This window comes from Streptomyces sp. NPDC055632, from assembly GCF_053618675.1.
Genome location: NZ_JBSHHY010000023.1, coordinates 1 through 17,949 on the forward strand (window position 1 = coordinate 1; position 17,949 = coordinate 17,949).

Sequence of the window (17,949 nt, forward strand, 5' to 3'; positions counted from 1 at the left end):
ACCCCGCACCCGCCCACCCCCCCGGTCTGTGCCCGGTCCCCGTGCGCCGGGGCAACCCCCTGTTTCCTCGGGTGCCCCGGGGGCGGGCACCTGTCGACGGAACGTTCCGTCGACAGGTGCCCGCCGTTCACCGATACCCTTGACGGGTGACCGACGCCCAAGAGACCGCAGCAGACACGGCACTGCGCACCACCGGGGGCGGCCCCCCGGACGACGACGTCCCTGCGAATGGGCTTCCGACCCCGTTGCTGGCGCCCCGCGAGGGGGTTCCGCCCGTCGTCGAGACCGAGGACGCCCTCGCCGGGGTGATCGCCGCCTTCGCCGCCGGAACCGGCCCCGTGGCCGTGGACGCCGAGCGCGCCTCCGGCTACCGCTACGGCCAGCGCGCCTACCTCGTCCAGCTCCGCCGCGAGGGCGCGGGCACCGCCCTGATCGACCCCGTGGGCTGCCCCGACCTCTCCGGGCTCGGCGAGGCGCTCGCCGGGGCCGAGTGGATCCTGCACGCCGCCACCCAGGACCTGCCCTGTCTGCGCGACATAGGCATGCGGCCGACCTCGCTCTTCGACACCGAGCTGGCCGGGCGGCTCGCGGGCTTCCCGCGCGTCGGCCTCGGCGCGATGGTGGAGTCCGTCCTCGGCTACGCCCTGGAGAAGGGCCACTCCGCCGTGGACTGGTCGACCCGGCCGCTCCCCGAGCCCTGGCTGCGGTACGCGGCGCTCGACGTCGAGCTCCTCGTCGACCTGCGGGACGCGCTGGAGGAGGAGCTCGACCGGCAGGGGAAGCTGGAGTGGGCGCGCCAGGAGTTCGACGCGATCGCCGCCGCCCCGCCCGCCCCGCCGCGCAAGGACCCGTGGCGACGGACCTCCGGCATGCACAAGGTGCGCCGCCGTCGCCAGATGGCGGTCGTCCGGGAGCTGTGGACGGCCCGCGACCGGGTGGCCCAGCGGCGCGACGTCTCCCCGGGCAAGGTGCTGGGCGACGCGGCGATCGTGGAGGCGGCGCTCGCGGTGCCGGTGAACCTGGCCGCGCTGACCGCGCTGACCGGTTTCGGCCATCGGATGGGCCGGCGCCAGCTGGAGCAGTGGCAGGCGGCGGTGGACCGGGCCAGGGCGCTGCCGGAGAGCGAGCTGCCCCAGCCGGGCCAGCAGCCGGCGGGGCCGCCCCCGCCGCGCGCCTGGGCCGACAAGGACCCGGTCGCGGCGGCCCGCCTGTCGGCGGCCCGCGCGGCGGTCTCGGCGCTCGCGGAGGAGCTGAACCTGCCGCAGGAGAACCTGATCACCCCGGACACCGTGCGCCGGATCTGCTGGGAGCCGCCGTCCCCGGCCGACGCCGACCGCGTCGCCGCCGCCCTGACGGGCCACGGCGCGCGCCCCTGGCAGGTGGAGCTCGTGACCCCGCTCCTGGTGAAGGCGCTGGCGACGACCGCGTAGTCCCGGGGCGGAATCCCGCTCGCGGACCCCCCGCACCCGGAAGGGTGACGGGGGCTCCGCCGTTTCCGGCCATCTGCGGCAGAGTTCCCGGTGTGACCTTCGCCGCTTGGCCCCCAGGGGGTGGGCAGCATGGTTACCCGCAAGTAGCATGGGGGAGCAAGCGCACGCTTAGCCGTGCGCCGCAGCAGTGCCATCCCGCACCCTGGAGGAGAGCCATCGTGCCTCGTACCGTCAGGGACGTCGTCTTCGTCGACGGCGTCCGCACCCCGTTCGGCAAGGCGGGCCCGAAGGGCATCTACCACGAGACCCGCGCCGACGACCTCGTCGTGAAGGCCATCCGGGAGCTGCTGCGCCGCAACCCGGGCCTCGACCCCGCGAAGATCGACGAGGTCGCCATCGCCGCGACCACGCAGATCGGCGACCAGGGTCTGACCCTCGGCCGGACGGCGGGCATCCTCGCCGGCCTGCCGCAGTCGGTGCCGGGCTACTCCATCGACCGCATGTGCGCCGGCGCGCTGACCGCCGTCACCACGGTCGCCGGCTCGATCGCCTTCGGCGCCTACGACGCCGTCATCGCCGGTGGCGTCGAGCACATGGGCCGCCACCCCATGGGCGAGGGCGTCGACCCGAACCCGCGCTTCGTGTCGGAGAAGCTCGTCGACGAGTCCGCCCTCTTCATGGGCATGACCGCCGAGAACCTGCACGACCGCTACCCGAGCATCACCAAGCTGCGCGCCGACGAGTACGCCGTGCGCTCGCAGGAGAAGGCCGCCAAGGCGTACGCCGACGGCAAGATCCAGCAGGACCTGGTGCCGATCTCGGTCCGCCGCACCTCCCCCGAGGGCGGCGAGACGGGCTGGGGCCTGGTCACCGCCGACGAGCCGATGCGCCCGGGCACCACCCTGGAGTCGCTGGCCAACCTGAAGACGCCGTTCCGCGTCCACGGCAACGTGACCGCGGGCAACGCGGCCGGCCTGAACGACGGCGCCACCGCCTCGATCATCGCCTCCGAGGACTTCGCCCGGGAGAACGACCTCCCGGTCAAGATGCGCCTGGTCTCGTACTCCTTCGCCGGCGTCGAGCCCGAGGTCATGGGCTACGGCCCGATCCCGGCCACCGAGAAGGCCCTCGCGCAGGCCGGCCTGTCCATCGAGGACATCGGCCTCTTCGAGATCAACGAGGCCTTCGCGGTCCAGGTCCTCGCCTTCCTGGAGCACTACGGCATCGCCGACGACGACGCCCGCGTCAACCAGTACGGCGGCGCCATCGCCTACGGTCACCCGCTGGCCTCCTCCGGCGTCCGTCTGATGACGCAGCTGGCCCGCCAGTTCGAGGAGAACCCGCAGGTCCGTTACGGCCTCAACACCATGTGCGTCGGCTTCGGCATGGGCGCGACGGTCATCTGGGAGAACCCCCACTGGGAGGGCAAGTGAGCACCACCGCCGAACTTCTGAAGGGCGCCGCCGAGCTCTTCCCGGACGAGGTCGTCACCAGCGCCCACGTACGGCACTTCGAACTCCCGGCGAACGCCGGTCGGTTCGCGCTGATCACGCTGGACAACGGCTTCGACCACACCAAGCCGACCACCTTCGGGCCGCAGTCCCTCGCCAACCTGAACACGGCGATCGACCAGGTCGAGGCCGAGGCCGCGAACGGCGAGATCGTCGGCGTCGGCATCACCGGCAAGCCGTTCATCTTCGCCGTCGGCGCCGACCTCAAGGGCGTCGAGCTGCTGAAGAAGCACGACGAGGCCCTCGCCATCGGCAAGGGCGGCCACGACGTCTTCAAGCGTCTGTCCTCCCTCGCCGTGCCGACCTTCGCGTACTACAACGGCGCGGCCATGGGCGGCGGCGTCGAGGTCGGTCTGCACTGCACCTACCGCACCGTCTCGAAGGCCCTGCCGGCCTTCTCGCTGCCCGAGGTCTTCCTCGGCCTGGTGCCCGGCTGGGGCGGCTGCGCCATCCTGCCGAACCTGATCGGCGCCGAGAAGGCCGTCTCGGTCATCATCGAGAACTCGCTGAACCAGAACCGTCAGCTCAAGGGCAAGCAGGTCTTCGAGCTCGGCATCGCCGACGCCCTGTTCGAGGGCGCGGACTTCCTGGAGCAGTCGCTGATCTGGACGGCCTCCGTCCTCAACGGCACCACCACCGTCGAGCGCCCCGAGGTCGACCGCGGCGAGGCCTGGGACCAGGCCGTCGCCAAGGGCCGCTTCGTCGCCGACTCCAAGGTGCACGGCGCCGCCCCGGCCGCCTACCGCGCCCTCGACATCATCGAGGCCGCCAAGGACGGGGACCTGCAGAAGGGCTTCGACGCCGAGGACCAGGCCCTCGCGGACCTGATCATGGGCGGCGAGCTGCGCTCCGGCATCTACGCCTTCAACCTGGTGCAGAAGCGCGGCAAGCGCCCCGCCGGCGCCCCGGACAAGTCGCTGGCCCGCCCGGTCACCAAGGTCGGCGTCGTCGGCGCCGGTCTGATGGCCTCCCAGCTGGCCCTGCTCTTCCTGCGCCGCCTGGAGGTGCCGGTCGTCCTGACCGACATCGACCAGGAGCGCGTCGACAAGGGCGTCGGCTACGTCCACGCCGAGATCGAGAAGCTGCTCGGCAAGGGTCGGATCAACCAGGACAAGGCCAACCGCCTCAAGGGCCTGGTCTCCGGCGTCCTGGACAAGGCCGAGGGCTTCGCGGACGCGGACTTCATCATCGAGGCCGTGTTCGAGGAGATGTCCGTCAAGCAGAAGGTGTTCGCGGAGGTCGAGGCGGTCGCTCCGGCGCACGCGATCCTCGCCACCAACACCTCCTCGCTGTCCGTCTCGGAGATGGCCTCCAAGCTCCAGCACCCCGAGCGCGTGGTCGGCTTCCACTTCTTCAACCCGGTCGCGATCCTCCCGCTCCTGGAGATCGTGCGCGGCGAGCAGACGGACGACGCCTCCCTCGCCACCGCCTTCGGCGTGGCGAAGAAGCTGAAGAAGACCGCGGTCCTCACCAAGGACGCCCCGGCGTTCGTCGTGAACCGCATCCTGACCCGCTTCATGGGCGAGATCCAGAACGTCATCGACGAGGGCACCCCCGTCGAGACCGCGGAGAAGGCCATCGAGCCGCTCGGCCTGCCGATGTCGCCGCTGGTCCTCCTGGAGCTGGTCGGCCCGGCGATCGGTCTGCACGTCTCCGAGACCCTGAACCGCTCCTTCCCGGACCGCTTCACGGTCTCCCCCAACCTGAAGGCGGTCGTCGAGGCCGGCAAGCGCGGCTTCTACGTGTACGACTCCGGCAAGCCGGAGCTCGACCCCGAGGTCGCCGCCCTCCTCAAGCAGGGCGACGCCGTCCTGACCGAGGAGCAGGTCCGCGACCGCGTCCTGGACGCGGTGGCGCAGGAGATCGGCCTCATGCTGGAGGAGGGTGTCGTCGCCGAGGCGCAGGACATCGACCTCTGCCTGATCACGGGTGCGGGCTGGCCCTTCCACCTGGGCGGCATCACGCCGTACCTGGACCGCGAGGGCGTCTCCGAACGCGTCAACGGGAAGCGTTTCCTGGCGCAGGGCGTGGCGAGCGTCCCGGCGTAACGCCTGCGGGAGCACATGAGGAGGGGCCGGTGGCACTGCCACCGGCCCCTTCTTCCGTACTGCTCGGTTCGCCCCGTTCTCCGTCCGCCCCGTCCTCCCTCAGCGGGGCAGCAGGGCCAGGACGGTGGCCACCTTCCGTTCGCCCACCGGGTCGCCCACGGCCTCCCGGGGGCGGTTGCGCAGCTCCCCGCCCACGACCATCGTCGTGGAGCCGCCGCCGTCGAGGTTGAGCCCGTCGACGGCGCCGAGGGAGCTCAGCAGCCCGGCGGACTCGGCGAGGGTGGCGCCCTCGCTCGCGCCCGGGTCGCGCCCGTCGACGGTGACCAGCAGGACCGAGCCGTCGGCGGTGACCCCGGCCAGGGTCCGCGGCGGCCGGTCGGTCGCCGCGCGGTCCCGCTCGCTCAGCACGACGCGGCCCCCGGAGAGGAGCCGCCTGCCGCCGCCCACCGCGGTGTCGACGAAGCCGGTGAGGTCCTCGCCGGAGGAGTCGGTCAGCGGGATCGAGACGTCCGGCGCGGTGCCGGGCCGGGCGTGTTCCCGCAGCCAGTCGGCGCCCTCGCCGATCCCGTACAGGACCCGGCCGTCCTTCGGCACGGGACCGCCGGCCGGGGAGCGCAGCCGGCCCACGGTGCCGTCGCCGTTCAGCACCGCCTCGACGCCGTCGCCGCTCGGGGTCGCGACGCCCCAGTCGGGCGTGAACTCGACGATCTCGTCGGGGTCCTCGCACAGCCCGGTGGCCGGGTCCTGGCGCCAGACGCGGCCCTCGGCCGCGAGCCGGTCGTGATCGGTGCCGCGGCAGGGGCGGAGCCGTCCCGCGACCCGGTCGACGCCGTCCAGCCGCCGGGTCTCCCCGTCGGCGGCGGTGATCAGGCCGGGCGTGGCGACCTCGGTGATCCGGGCCCACAGGCGCCCGTCGCGGTGGCCGAGGAGCAGGGCGGCCCCGTCGTCGCGGGCCTCGCTGAGGACCCGGCCGTTCTCGACGTACAGGCCGACGGGGTCGCCCGGGTAGCCGCTGTAGGCCTTGCCGCCCTTGATGTCGAAGTACGAGCCGTTGACGGCGGCGAGCGCCCCGGCCCGGCGCGCCGCCTGACGCACCGTCTGCGGCAGGGCCATGCTCGCGCCGTGCGCGCCGACGAGCCGGGCCTCGGCGCCCGGGGCGATCCGCAGGACGGAGATCCGCACCGGTCCGGCCGGGCCCCGGTGGACGGACTCCCGGTAGTCGACGCCGGCGGCGAGCGGCCGCTCGGCGACGGGACCGGACGGCTTCGCGGAGATGCCGGGGTCCTCCTCCGACCGGGTGCACGCCCCGGTCACGGCCAGCAGGGCGAGGGCGAGGGCGGTGACCCGGTGGCGGGCCGGAAACCTAGCCATCCGCGGGCAGCACACCGGGCGAATCGCCCAGGCCGCCGACGTGGATGGTGATCTCCTGCCGGACGCGGTGCCCGCCCTCGTCCTCGAAGACGCAGGCGAAGCCGTCGTAGCCCAGGAAGTCGGGGGCGGCCTGGTAGGTGAGGCCGCCGCCGGGCGCGTGGAAGAGCGTGCCGTGGGCGGGGAACGAGTTACCGGTGAACCGCAGGCCGTCGGCGGGCTGGTAGTCGGCCGGGACGGTGAAGCGCCCGCCGGGGTTGAGGATCATGGACCGGCCCGCCAGCCAGTGCCTGCGGACCCGGAATCCGAGGTGGGAGTTGGACATCGAGGAGACCAGCCCCTCGTCCTCGGTGCGCTTGACGCCCACGACGATCCGCGGCAGGAGGTACGAGGCCTCCGGCGCGTCGTCGTCGATCTTGACGGTCATGGTGGCGGTGCGCGGCTCGGCGCCGGAGGAGTAGGTCGCGTAGCGCCCGTTGCCGAGCTTGCCCAGGCCCTTGTGCCGGAGGACCTTCGTCACGCCTTCGAAGATGTCGCCGAGCAGATAGCCGTAGACCCGGTAGGGGGCGTCCTGCGGCGTGATGGAGAGCGCGAACTGGAACTTCTGCCCGGGGACGAGCGGGCTTCCCGGGTCGACGTCGGAGAAGAGCTCCAGGTGGCCGCCGTACTGCGGAGTCTCCGGGTGGCCGACCCAGGAGCGGGCCAGGGGGTACCAGTCGCTCATCGCACTACCTCGCTCACGCGGGACTTGGTCAGGTGCTCGAAGACGTCGTCGGACAGCCAGCCGACCTCCTGCTCCGGCACGTGCGCGTCGAGGTTGCGGAAGCTGTTCGGGTGCAGCAGGCCCTGTCCGTACATCTCGCGGGAGACGAAGCGGGCGCACTCGATCACGCCCTGCGGCCTGAGGTGGGTGTTGTCCTCGACGCCGTCCGGGTAGTTGGGGCTCTCCCCGGGCTGGAGGTAGACGAAGAGCTTCTTGCTCTCCTCGGCGCCCAGCTGCTGCCACCAGTTGGAGGAGAACTCGTGCAGGTCGATCAGCGGGACGGAGAGGGTCCGGGACAGCTCGCGGATGGCCTGCGGGTAGACGCCGAGGCTGCGGCGCATGTTGCCGTGGGCGTCGAACACCCGGCGCTCCTGGCCGGGGATCAGGACCGGATGGGCGCCGCGGGACCGCGCGCCGTCGACGTACTTGCGCAGGTAGAACTGGAAGTCGGAGAACGGCGCGCTGAACCGGCCGGCCTCGGAGCGCATGTCGTTGTGCCCGAAGGAGACGAGCAGCAGGTCGCCGGGGGCGATGTTCTCCAGGATCCACGCGAGCCGCCCGCGCTCGTAGAAGCTGCGCGAGCTCGCGCCGGCCCGGGCGCAGTTGACGACCTCGACGCCCTGCAGGAACAGGTGCATGGCCTGTCCCCAGCCGGCCATCGGGGCCATGCTGATCTGCCGGGTGCAGACCGAGGATCCTCCCGCCAGGAAAATTCGTTTCATCCGACCGTTCGTCCCTGCTCGCCTTGCCACTTCATGGAATCTGCACCCCGCGGTAGTCGTCGGAGTCGGGGTCCGCCACGACCGAGGAGTCCAGCGTCTCGATGACGCGGTACGCCCGTTCGCAGTTCGACGTGTCGCGCAGCACGAAGAACTCGGCCGCGCGGCGCTGGTACTCGGGTTCGACCTGGAAGCCGCGCTCGATCGAGCCGATGATCTCGTGCACGGCGTGCTCGACCGTCGCACACGCCGGGCCGAAGCCGTCCCGCCCCAGGTCGAAGTACCCGCGCTTGTAGTGCTTGCTGTAGAACTCCTCGTCGTCGAAGTTCGTGTAGACGATCGGCTTGCCCATGTAGGCCACGTCGAAGAACACGGACGAGTAGTCGGTGACCAGCATCGAGCACTCGCGCATCGCGAGCTGGACGTCCCGGCCGGTGGTGGACACCGTGATGGACGGGTGGTCGATCGTGAAGTGCTTGAGGTACGGCCGGATCTCGTAGTGCGGCATGAACTCCAGCTCGACGCCGTAGTACTCCAGGGCCCGCAGCAGGCGCTCGTCCCGCAGCAGCGAGGAGAAGAAGCGGTAGTACTGCGAGGCCGCGAAGGGGACCTCGGGCTTCGCCGCCTTGTTGTACGAGGGGGCGACGATGTCGCGCCGCCAGGTCGGCATGACCAGGATCCGGCGCAGGCCCGGCACCGGGGCGAGCGCGTCGTAGCGCGGCAGCCCGGTGGCGGCGACGCGGTCGTAGCCGTAGCCGCAGTGCTCGGCGAAGTAGGCGCGCTCGCTGCGGCCGGTGGTGAGCACCATGTCGACGTTGGTGGCCTGGGCGTGGATGGAGGCCACCACGTCGTTGTAGACGACGCCGTGCTGGAGGAAGACCCGCTTGTAGCGCAGCAGGTCTCCGTAGCCGCGCAGGAAGGCGCGCTTGGGCAGCCCGGGGAAGCCGAGGTACGCCTCCAGGTCGTAGGCGTTGATCAGGCGCTCGGCGTGGAGCAGGTAGGCGCGGTGCTTCCAGGAGAGGCGGTCGATGACCTGGCCGTGCGGGGCGAGCTTGGCCCAGTCGGCCGAGGTGCGGTTGATGGAGTAGTAGACCTTGCGGCGGGGGTGGTTCTGCCGGATCCACTTGAACAGGTGGTAGCTGTTGTCCTGGGCGGTGTCCTCGCGCTCACCGATGATCCAGATGCCCTTGCGGTGCAGGAGCGGATGGGTCAGCCAGTACATCAGGCGGGTGCGCCAGCCGGGGCGGCCGGGCAGCGAGGCGCGCAGCTCCCGGAAGAAGCGGCGGCGCTTGTCCCTCCGGCGGGCGAGGAAGCCCCGGACCCAGCGGACCCTGGGCGTCTCGTCCTCCTCGACGGAGAGCACGAAGCGCTCCTTGCCCCGGGTGTGCACGCCCTTGAAGCGGTGCAGCATCTGGCGGGCGGCCAGCGGGGTGTCGTGGTGCCGGTCGCCCTCGTGGACGCGGATCGTGAGGGTGAGTTCGGCGTTGGCGAGGGCGGACGCCAGCCTGGTGGTACGGACGCGGGCCCGCCACCCGGCGTACAGGTCCTGGTCCTTGCGGGTGCGCCAGCGGTCGCGCCGGTAGACCTGCTCGACCGGGACGGCGTGCTCGCGCCGGCCGTCGGAGAGGACCAGTTCGACGCGGTTGGTGAAGGGCCGGTCGATGTCCGTGGCGGCGAGGACCAGCAGGCCCTGGAACTCGATCTCGCCGCCGGACCAGTCGAAGGTCTCCAGGACGGCGCTGATCCGCGGGACGCGCAGCAGCCCGGTGTCGATCGGGTCGCCGGCGAGCCTGCGGTAGACGCCCTCGTCGTCGAGGTAGAGGGTCGGCAGGTAGTCCGGCGTGGTCCGCGGCTCGGCGAACAGGTCCAGGTCGTTGGTGACGATCGCGTGGTGCTGGATCCGGGCCAGGGGCTGGACGGTGTACTGGAGGATCAGGTCGGCGGGTATCCCGGCGTAGATCTCGTGCAGCCAGGGCAGGGCGGCGGCGATCTCCGGCTTGCTCATGACCCGGTGCATGTTGCGCACGTAGGGCTGGAGCGAGCGCACGACGAAGCGCTGCGCGAGGCGCACCGTGCGCTCCGGTTGGTCCTGGACCGCCTTCAGCACGTGGGCGGCGAGCCGGACGAGTTCCTGGCTCTTCACCGGGTCGTTCCACGGCCGGTCGAAGAGGGAGCCCCGCAGTTCCTCGTCGCGCTCGTAGAAGCGGGCGCCGCGGGCGATCGCGATGCGGCGGGAGCGCAGCAGCGCCGGGACGGTGAACCAGTCGTCCTCGAAGCCGGGGCCCGGGCCGCAGCGGAGGCGCTGGGCGCGCACGTAGGAGGTCTTGAACAGCTTCGCGCCGAGGGAGGCGGAGAAGACCAGGTACGGCGCGTCGTCGAGGCGGTCGACGGCGCCGGTCTCCTTGAAGTACCGCTGCCAGGGCTCCTCGCCGTTCCGCTCCGGGCCGGGGAAGTTGTCGCCGCGGCCGACGACGACGTCGACGCCGGTGTCGACGCGGCGGGCGGCGGACAGCAGCCGGGCGACCGCGGCCTCGCCGAGGATGTCGCGGGCCCGCGCGAACATGACGTAGGCCGCGGTGACGTACTGGAGCCCGTGGTCGAAGGAGGAGCGCAGGCCGAGGCTGTACTGCGTGATCACGCGGGCGTTGGGGTGCCACGCGGTGAAGTCGGCGAGCAGGTACGGCGTCGCGTCGGTGGAGCCGTCGTCGACGAACACGACCTCGAGGTCGGGGAAGTTCGCCTGGGCGGAGAGCGAACCGAGGAAGTCGGGGAGGTTGTACTCGTCGTTGCGGCAGTGGACGACGACCGCCGCCGCGTACCGGCCGGGGGCGGTGGCCGGGGCCGGCGGCGGGGCGTCCTGCCACCAGAGCCACGGGGTGCCGCGCGGCTGGACCTTGGACCGGGTCTCGGTGGTCTGCGGGCGCAGGCCGAGGTTGCCGCTGACCGTCTCGTAGACCTCGTAGGTCGCCGCGTCGGCGGCGTACCGCAGGTCCTCGGTGTCGACGGCGCTGATGTTGAGCGCGGTGGAGGCGCGCTCCCCGCCGTACCGGAGCTGGACGAAGAAGTTCCAGTGGCCGCCCTGGCCGGCCTTGCCGAGGGTGGCGGCCAGGTCGATCGTGGCGTGGTAGCGGATCCAGTGCTCGTCGACCTCCACGCCGGTGGCGGGGAAGTGGTGGTCCGTCTTGGTGCTGCGGCGGCGCAACACGGCCACCAGGGAGATCTTGCCCTCGGGGTCGACCCGGCCGAACTGGTTCCTGACGGCGCCGGCGATGTGCAGCCGGTCGCCGACGATCTCGACCCGGGACGCCTCGTTGTACAGCCGCGCGTCGGCGAGCTTGGTGCCGGTCAGTTCGAGGTCGGTGACGTCGAGGAACCGCTCGGCGCCGTCGATGCCGAGCATCGAGGCCGACCAGTAGACGCGGCCGTCGCGCTCGACGACGTCGGAGCTGACGACGCTGCGGCGGCGGGTGAAGTCGGCCGCCGACACGGCGATGTCGGTCCGCCCGTGCATGAGGCCGAAGGCGCGCACCCGCTCCATGGGCCCGCACAGGTCGTAGGTCTGCGGGTTCAGGCCCTGCAGGTACGGGGCGACGGCCCGCACGAAGCCGCGGCGGTAGGTCTCGTCGCCGGTGCGCAGCTCGGGGGTGTAGAGGCGCAGGTCGTGCGTGAGGAACTTGGCGCCCTTGTGGGCGAGCAGGTCCGGGCGGCCGACGTCGGCGAGGAAGCGGTCGGTGTACTGGTGGACGAGGACCCGGTCGCGGATGCTGCGGAGCTCGTGGCGGCGGTTGGTGATGGACGGCTGGTCGCCCTCGCGCTCCCACATCCACCGGTAGACGGGGGTGGCGAGGAGGGTCAGGGAGCGGGCGTGGAAGTTCGCGACCGTCGAGAAGTAGGTGTCCTCGAAGAAGACGCCTTCGGGGAAGCGGATGCCGAAGTCGTCGAGGAAGTCGTGGCGGTAGAGCTTGCCGGCCGCGATGGGGTCGCTGAAGAGCTCGGGGAGGGCGCCGAGGCCCCCGACGGTCCGGTCCCCGGCGTAGAGCTGCGGCTGCCAGACGGTGACCTCGTCGGTGCCCAGGTTGACGCGCAGGGCGCGGCCGGCGGTGACGTCGGAGCCGGTGGCGAGCGCGGAGGAGAGCAGTTCCTCGACGGCCTTGAGCGGCAGTTCGTCGTCGGCGTCGAGGAACATCACGTACTCGCCGGTGGCGGCCTCGATGCCGTTGTTCCGGGGCGCGCCGCAGCCGCCGCTGTTCTCCGGCCGCTCGATGATCCGCACCCGGTCGTCCTGGGCGAACTGGCGGGCGGTGAGCAGCGTGCCGTCGGCGGAGCAGTCGTCGACGACCAGGACCTCGACGTTGCGGTGGGTCTGGGAGAGGGCCGACTGGAGGGCGCGGGAGAGCGTGGCACTCGCGTTGTAGGCGGGTACGACGATGCTCACGCGGTAGTGCGTGATGTCCGGCGGAACGCTCATGACCAGTTCTGCCCCGAGTCCACGTGGTACTGGCCGGGGTGGGGCTGCGCGGGGACCCGCGGGAGCCACGCGGTGTCCTGCCCGCCATGGCCGTTGTGCCCACCGTGCCCGTTGTGGCCGTTGTGGCCGTTGTGGCCGCCGTGACCGTTGTGGCCGCCGTGCCCGTCGTGGCCGTTGTACGTGTCGTGCGCGTCGTACCCGTCGTGGGTGTCGGGGTAGGGGTGCGGGTACGGCTGGAAGCCGGGGTCGTCGTCGGGTTCGGGGGCGGGGAAGCGCTGGTCCATCCACACGACCTGCTCGTTCCAGCCGTCCTGCTCCGTCCGGCCGTCCCGGGCGTACGGGTCGTCCCGGTCCGTCCACGCGTCCGGCCCGGCGTCCGGGAGGTCCTGCTCGCCCTCGCGGCGGCGGTGCCGGCCGGCCTGGAGGTGGGGCGAGATGGAGCCCGCGCGGGTGGGCACGCTGTCGGGCGCGAGGCGTTCCATCGTGCGCGTGAAGTCCCGGGTGGAGAGCCAGAACTTGAACATGATCACGAGCTCGAAGACGCCCAGGAGGATCGCGGAGACCGCGGTCGTCACCAGGACGTGGCCGACGAGGGGGCCGACGATGAAGATGAACATCTGGAACTCGATGCCGCTGATCAGGTGCGGCCGGATGCGGCTGCGCAGGAGGGCGTGGCGGAACCGGGCGTACCAGGGGAACCTCTTGCGGAACTGCTGGTGGAGGTCGATGACCTCGGGCTGGCCGGGCTTGGTGGTCGCGGCCGCCTTGAGGGTCTCGCCCTCCGCGAGCGGGTTCTCGCGGAGCAGGTCCTCCATGAAGACGACCTTCTGCTCCTCCTCGCTCACGCCGGCGTCGGCCTGCCGGGCGAGGGTGACGGCCTCGATCTTGGCGCGCATGGACATGCGCATCTTGTAGATCTGGAGCGCGTCGACGTAGCGGAGCATGTCGAGGAAGACGACGACGAGGGCGGCGAGCAGGAAGACGGGCTCGTCGGTCCGGAGGAACTGTCCGCCCATCAGCGCCAGGGCGCAGAACAGCACCCGGATGCGGTCGAAGACGTAGTCCAGCCAGCCGCCGAACACGGAGCCGTTGCCCTTGAGGCGGGCGAGCTTGCCGTCGATGCAGTCGAGGATGAAGCTGATGTGGTACAGCCCGGCGCCGATCGCCAGGGACGTGTAGTCGCCCTCCAGGAAGAAGAAGGCCGAGGCGAGGCCGACGAAGAGGGCGGCCCACGTGACGCGGTTCGGGGTGATCCAGTTGAACCGGGCGAACAGGCAGACCAGCCGGGTCGCGACGGGGTCGACGAGGAGGACGGTCCACCAGGCGTCACGCTTCTTGCACGTGAGTTTCTGGACAGCCCGGAGTGACAGCTTCTGCATGAGCCCCTCAGTCATCGGCGCACGGACATCTGGGCGGCAGGGCAGCCATTGGCCTGCCGCGCGGAGCACCCGAGCCAGGGGCCGTCCACGCGATCCACACATGTGGTCCACTTGTGGTTCACATAAAGACGGCACGACAGTAGCAAAAAAGAGCGGTGTTCGAAAGTTTGACCATGAGGGCCCGGTGGGTCCCATCTGCGTCAAAGCACTCGCCAGGGCTCGAAGTCCAGCCCCTCCGACCCTTCGCGCTGGCGCATGATCCGGGGTCTTCCGTCGGTGCCGAGGACGGCGGCCACCGCGCGTCCCGAGGCGTCCAGGGCCACCGCGGGCGCCACCAGGGAGCGCTCGCCGCCGGGCGCCCACCAGGTTCCCGTGTCGGGGCGGCCGTCGGCGTGCACCCCGATCACGGACGTCCCGTCGCCGCCCGGCCGGACCAGCACGGTACAGGACCAGCCCTGGACCGCCGCGCCGACGGCACCGGTCGCGGCGCCGCTCCCGTCGGCGCCGCCCAGGGCCTCCGGCGCGGGCGCGCCCGGTCTCCAGAGACAGAGCTCGTTGGTGTCGGCGTACCGGAACCGGACGCCGCCGGCCTCGGGGGCGGCCGCGAGGCTGCCGGGGACCATCCGCACCGGGACCGTCCGGTCCTCGGTCCAGCTCCGGGCCGCCGGGTCGTAGTGCCAGTGCACGGCCCGCGTGTGGTCGCGGCGCCGGGCCACGAGGTCGACGCCGCCGTCCGGGCCGGGGAGGGCGGCCAGCTCGTCGGCGATCCGCAGGCCGCGCAGGTGCTCCCAGCCGGTCCAGTGCCCGTTCCGGTCCTGGCGCCGGGTGCTGATGCCGCGTCCGACGTTGCGCACGAAGACGTGCAGGGTGCCCTGGGCGTCGATCGTGGCGACGGGGAAGCCGAGCTGCCGGGCCCGCTCCCACTCGCGCGCGTTCGGGTTGCCGATCGACTGCCAGGGGGCGAGCGGCCGGCCGCTCTGGTACTGGACGGCGGTGACGACCTCCAGGGCCTCGGCCCCCTTGTCCGTGGCCCTGCGCAGGCCGAAGAGCCGGACGTATCCGTCGGGGCCCTGGAGCACGGTGAGGCCCGGCATCAGCTCCGGCGGCGTCTCCAGCGACTCGGGGCCCTCCCAGTCCGGGCCCCCCGGCACGGTCTCCGTCCAGCGCAGGACGCCGGCGGCGGACAGCAGGTGGACGGAGAGCCGCCCGTCCGTGCCCCGGGTGAGCCAGCGGCTCTGCCGGGGGTACCGGGAGGCGGCCTCCCCGGGGGCGTACGGCTCGACGCCGGCGCGCCGGCAGTCCACGTAGACGGGCCGGCCGGTGCGCTCCTGGCAGGCGCGCGCCGCGTGCAGGGCGGCGCGGGCGGCGGCACCGCGACCGGGGGGTTCGAGGACCGCGTACTTCCGCTCCGCGCCCTCGACGGCGACGCTCTCCGGGTCGGGGTCGAGCGTGCCGATCCGGGTCGGGCCGAGGTCGAGGAAGAGGTCGAGCAGGCGCTCCTCGGCATCGTCCCGGGGGTCAAGCACGTACGGCTTGCCGGCGATCCGGTGTCCGCGCTCCCGTGCGGCGGCCAGGGCGGAGCCGAGCGCCTCCGTCTCGCCGGGCTCCCCCGGGCCGAGGCAGACCACGGCGACGGGCACGCCGGGCGGCTCCGCGCCGAGCGGCGCGATCGCGTCGGCGGGCGTGGCCACCACCAGGAGCAGCAGGCCCTCTCCGGGCCGGGCGTCGCCCACGAGGCGCCCGGAGCGTGCTCTCCGGTCGGTTCCGCGCGCCATCTCCGCCCCCTGTCGTCGACTGCCGTTCCCCACTGCGTCGATCGCCCTTTCGACCGACGCCTTCCGGGAACGATAGTCGGCCGCACGGGGGTCGGAAAAATCCGTCCCGGTCGTACACATTTACGACAGCGGCCTATACTGCACGGTCACAGGCGCCCGTGGCCCCTGTGAGACCCGGGGGGAAACCGGGTTCCCCATCGCCCGACGCTGCCAGCAGATGCGAGGAATCACCGCACCATGAGCCAGGACACACGCACGCCCGACACCGGCGGCCGACGTTCCGCCCGCGCCTCGCGTCCGGCCCGCAAGCGCCGCAGGACCGGCCGTATCGTCCTGCTGACGCTCCTGGTCCTGGTCCTGGCCGCGGGCGGCGGCCTGTACTGGATGTACAACAGCCTCGACGGCAACATCAAGGGCGTCGACATCGAGAAGGCGCTCGGCGACGACCGCCCGGAGAAGCTGCCCACCAGCGGCCAGAACCTGCTGGTCCTGGGCTCCGACTCGCGGGCCGGCGCCAACGGCGACCTGGCCGGCGGCGACGCCGGCGGGAGCCGTTCGGACACCGCGCTCGTCGTGCACGTGCCCGAGGGCCGGACCGAGGCCGTCGCCGTGAGCATCCCGCGCGACACCCTGGTCACCCGGCCCGAGTGCGCCCGCCGCGACGGCTCGGCCGCGCCCTCGGCCCAGCGGGTCATGTTCAACTCCGTCTACGCCCAGTTCGGCCCGGCCTGCGTGGTCAAGACCGTGGAGGCGATGTCCGGGGTCCGGCTCGACCACTTCCTGGAGATCGACTTCGCCGGGTTCAAGGACCTGGTCGACACCATCGGCGGGGTCACGGTCGACGTGAAGGAGCCGATCGACGACAAGCAGAGCGGCCTCCACCTCGCCGCCGGCGAGCAGCGGCTCGACGGCACCCAGTCCCTCGCCTTCGTCCGCACCCGCCACGGCGTCGGCGACGGCAGCGACCTCGGCCGCATCAGCCTCCAGCAGCAGTTCCTGACCTCCCTCCTCTCCGAGGTCAAGAAGCAGGACCTGCTGGGCAGTCCCACCAAGAGCTACAAGATCGCCAGCTCGGCGACCAAGGCGCTCACCACCGACTCCGCGCTGGCCTCCCTGACCGCGCTCAGCGAGTTCGGCCGGAGCCTGAACGGCGTCGACCCGCAGAACATGGAGACGATCATGCTGCCGGTCGCCTACGACAAGAAGGACCCGAACCGCGTCGTCGCCGCCGAGCCGAACGCCTCCCAGCTCTGGAAGGCGATCCGCGAGGACGCCGAGATCCCCGAGTCCGCGAAGAAGTCCCCCGCCACGGGCGGCTGACCGAGCGCCCCGGCACGACGGTGCCCCGGACCCCGGAAGGGGGTCCGGGGCACCGGTGCGTCCGGGGTCAGATCCGCGCCCACGCCCCCGGGGCGGCGTCCGTCCCGCCCTTCCCGCGCGCCACTATCGGCTCGCCGCCCGCCGCGACCGCCGCGGCGACGACACCGCCGGAGGCGTCGCTCCGCAGGGCCGGGGGGCCCTGGACGTCGGGACCGGGCGCGGACCAGCGCAGCTCCTGCGCCCCCTCCCGCTCCGCCGGGTAGGAGGCGAACACCACCCGCCCCGAGGCGTCGCGCTGGGCGATCAGCGTGTGGTCGACGCCGTCGACGGGACGGCGGACGACGGTCAGCGGGCCCTCGCCGGCCGCGTCGACGAGGGGCGTGGGCGCCAGGTCCCGCTCGGGCGACCAGGCGCACACCCTCCCCTCCCTGTCCAGGTAGAAGGCCGTGACGTGCCCGGAGGGCCCCCGCACGGCGCCCATGGTGCCCATGGTGACCGGGGCGGGCAGGAGCTCCTCGCGGAGCGGCTTCGCGCCGGACTCGCGCTGCACGTAGCGGACGAGCCCCGCGGCGTGCGAGGAGTACAGCTCGACGAAGCCCGAACCATTGGTGACGGCCACCGGCAGGGGGTCGGTCTTGGAGCCGAGCAGGTCCCACCACGGGTGCCAGCCGCCCGCGTCCTTCTGCGCCCGCACGCTGATGCCGCCGCCGCCGTTCCGGCAGAAGACGTACGCGCGCCCGATGCCGTCGACGGTCACGCTCGGGGTCCCGGTCCACCGGAAGGCGGCGCCGTTGGGGTGGGTGATCGAGCGCCACTCCAGGGCCGGGCGGCCCGTCTGGTACTGGGTGCTGTGCACCAGCTCGACGCGGTCCGGCTCGCCGCCCGCCACGGGTCGCAGACCGACGAGGTGGACGTACCCGTCGGCGCCCTGGCCCACCGAGAGGCTGGGCAGCAGCCCGCCGCTGCCGCCGCCGATCGCCTCGGGCCCGCTCCAGCCGCCGTCGGCGCCCTCGGTCCAGCGCACCGCCCCGCCGTTCCGGGGCAGGTAGACGCTGAGTCTGCCGTCCTTCCCCCGGGCCAGCCAGGAACCCCTCACTTGCGGGGTGTCGGGAGAGCCGTGGAGGTGGGTGGCGGGGGCCTCGGATCGATTCGCCATGGGAGTGCAGCG

11 protein-coding genes are annotated in these 17,949 nt (G+C 72.4%); 4 read left to right on the forward strand and 7 right to left on the reverse strand.

The genetic code is table 11. From position 1 onward, the window contains the following. Positions 1-146 precede the first annotated feature (146 nt). The 3 genes from ACWGSR_RS25735 (at position 147) to ACWGSR_RS25745 (ending at position 4,989) form a co-directional block, all read left to right on the forward strand. Entirely contained in the window at positions 147-1,430 is a 1,284-nt protein-coding gene (locus tag ACWGSR_RS25735; protein ID WP_453569341.1) for an HRDC domain-containing protein, read from the forward strand. Positions 1,431-1,648: 218 nt separating this feature from the next. After that, positions 1,649-2,863: a thiolase family protein gene (locus ACWGSR_RS25740; protein WP_383158934.1), complete on the forward strand. Its 1,215-nt coding sequence runs from the start codon at positions 1,649-1,651 to the stop codon at positions 2,861-2,863. Next, the gene (locus tag ACWGSR_RS25745; RefSeq protein WP_453569344.1) at positions 2,860-4,989 is read left to right on the forward strand and encodes a 3-hydroxyacyl-CoA dehydrogenase NAD-binding domain-containing protein; all 2,130 of its coding nucleotides are present in this window, start codon (positions 2,860-2,862) and stop codon (positions 4,987-4,989) included. The genes ACWGSR_RS25740 and ACWGSR_RS25745 overlap by 4 nt, the downstream gene beginning before the upstream one ends. 99 nt (positions 4,990-5,088) lie before the next feature. Here ACWGSR_RS25745 and ACWGSR_RS25750 read toward each other — a convergent pair whose 3' ends face one another. The 6 genes from ACWGSR_RS25750 to ACWGSR_RS25775 all read right to left on the reverse strand — a co-directional run bounded on the left by ACWGSR_RS25750 (position 5,089) and on the right by ACWGSR_RS25775 (position 15,461). Next, positions 5,089-6,360 carry a phosphodiester glycosidase family protein gene (locus ACWGSR_RS25750; protein WP_376232162.1) on the reverse strand — a complete coding sequence of 424 codons (1,272 nt, stop codon included), beginning with the start codon at positions 6,358-6,360 and terminating at the stop codon, positions 5,089-5,091. Then, a complete protein-coding gene (locus tag ACWGSR_RS25755; RefSeq protein ID WP_376232161.1) occupies positions 6,353-7,081 on the reverse strand; it encodes a hypothetical protein in 729 nt (242 codons plus the stop codon). Before ACWGSR_RS25755 ends, ACWGSR_RS25750 begins: the two co-directional genes overlap by 8 nt. Continuing rightward, positions 7,078-7,842 (reverse strand): rhamnogalacturonan acetylesterase, encoded by a 765-nt coding sequence (locus tag ACWGSR_RS25760; protein ID WP_453569349.1) that lies wholly within the window; start codon positions 7,840-7,842, stop codon positions 7,078-7,080. Before ACWGSR_RS25760 ends, ACWGSR_RS25755 begins: the two co-directional genes overlap by 4 nt. Positions 7,843-7,873: 31 nt before the next feature. Further along, a complete protein-coding gene (locus ACWGSR_RS25765) occupies positions 7,874-12,307 on the reverse strand; it encodes a bifunctional glycosyltransferase/CDP-glycerol:glycerophosphate glycerophosphotransferase (protein WP_453569352.1) in 4,434 nt (1,477 codons plus the stop codon). After that, positions 12,304-13,686 carry a CDP-alcohol phosphatidyltransferase family protein gene (locus ACWGSR_RS25770; RefSeq protein WP_453569355.1) on the reverse strand — a complete coding sequence of 461 codons (1,383 nt, stop codon included), beginning with the start codon at positions 13,684-13,686 and terminating at the stop codon, positions 12,304-12,306. The genes ACWGSR_RS25765 and ACWGSR_RS25770 overlap by 4 nt, the downstream gene beginning before the upstream one ends. 200 nt (positions 13,687-13,886) lie before the next feature. Then, positions 13,887-15,461, reverse strand: coding sequence for a hypothetical protein (locus ACWGSR_RS25775; RefSeq protein WP_453569358.1), 1,575 nt, complete (start codon positions 15,459-15,461; stop codon positions 13,887-13,889). Positions 15,462-15,698: 237 nt separating this feature from the next. On the opposite strand from ACWGSR_RS25775, the gene ACWGSR_RS25780 reads away from it, so the two are divergent. After that, on the forward strand, positions 15,699-16,781 hold the full coding sequence (locus ACWGSR_RS25780) for an LCP family protein (protein ID WP_376232154.1): 1,083 nt from the start codon (positions 15,699-15,701) through the stop codon (positions 16,779-16,781). Between the two features lie 67 nt (positions 16,782-16,848). On the opposite strand, the gene ACWGSR_RS25785 is transcribed toward ACWGSR_RS25780, so the two are convergent. Then, positions 16,849-17,937: a hypothetical protein gene (locus tag ACWGSR_RS25785; protein ID WP_453569361.1), complete on the reverse strand. Its 1,089-nt coding sequence runs from the start codon at positions 17,935-17,937 to the stop codon at positions 16,849-16,851. Between the last annotated feature and the right edge of the window lie 12 nt (positions 17,938-17,949).

Coding starts and splice junctions, on each gene's coding strand:
- ACWGSR_RS25780 (WP_376232154.1), top strand. CDS start 15,699: ATGAGCCAGGACACACGCACGCCCGACACCGGCGGCCGACGTTCCGCC.
- ACWGSR_RS25750 (WP_376232162.1), bottom strand. CDS start 6,360: ATGGCTAGGTTTCCGGCCCGCCACCGGGTCACCGCCCTCGCCCTCGCC.
- ACWGSR_RS25775 (WP_453569358.1), bottom strand. CDS start 15,461: ATGGCGCGCGGAACCGACCGGAGAGCACGCTCCGGGCGCCTCGTGGGC.
- ACWGSR_RS25755 (WP_376232161.1), bottom strand. CDS start 7,081: ATGAGCGACTGGTACCCCCTGGCCCGCTCCTGGGTCGGCCACCCGGAG.
- ACWGSR_RS25765 (WP_453569352.1), bottom strand. CDS start 12,307: ATGAGCGTTCCGCCGGACATCACGCACTACCGCGTGAGCATCGTCGTA.
- ACWGSR_RS25770 (WP_453569355.1), bottom strand. CDS start 13,686: ATGCAGAAGCTGTCACTCCGGGCTGTCCAGAAACTCACGTGCAAGAAG.
- ACWGSR_RS25760 (WP_453569349.1), bottom strand. CDS start 7,842: ATGAAACGAATTTTCCTGGCGGGAGGATCCTCGGTCTGCACCCGGCAG.
- ACWGSR_RS25785 (WP_453569361.1), bottom strand. CDS start 17,937: ATGGCGAATCGATCCGAGGCCCCCGCCACCCACCTCCACGGCTCTCCC.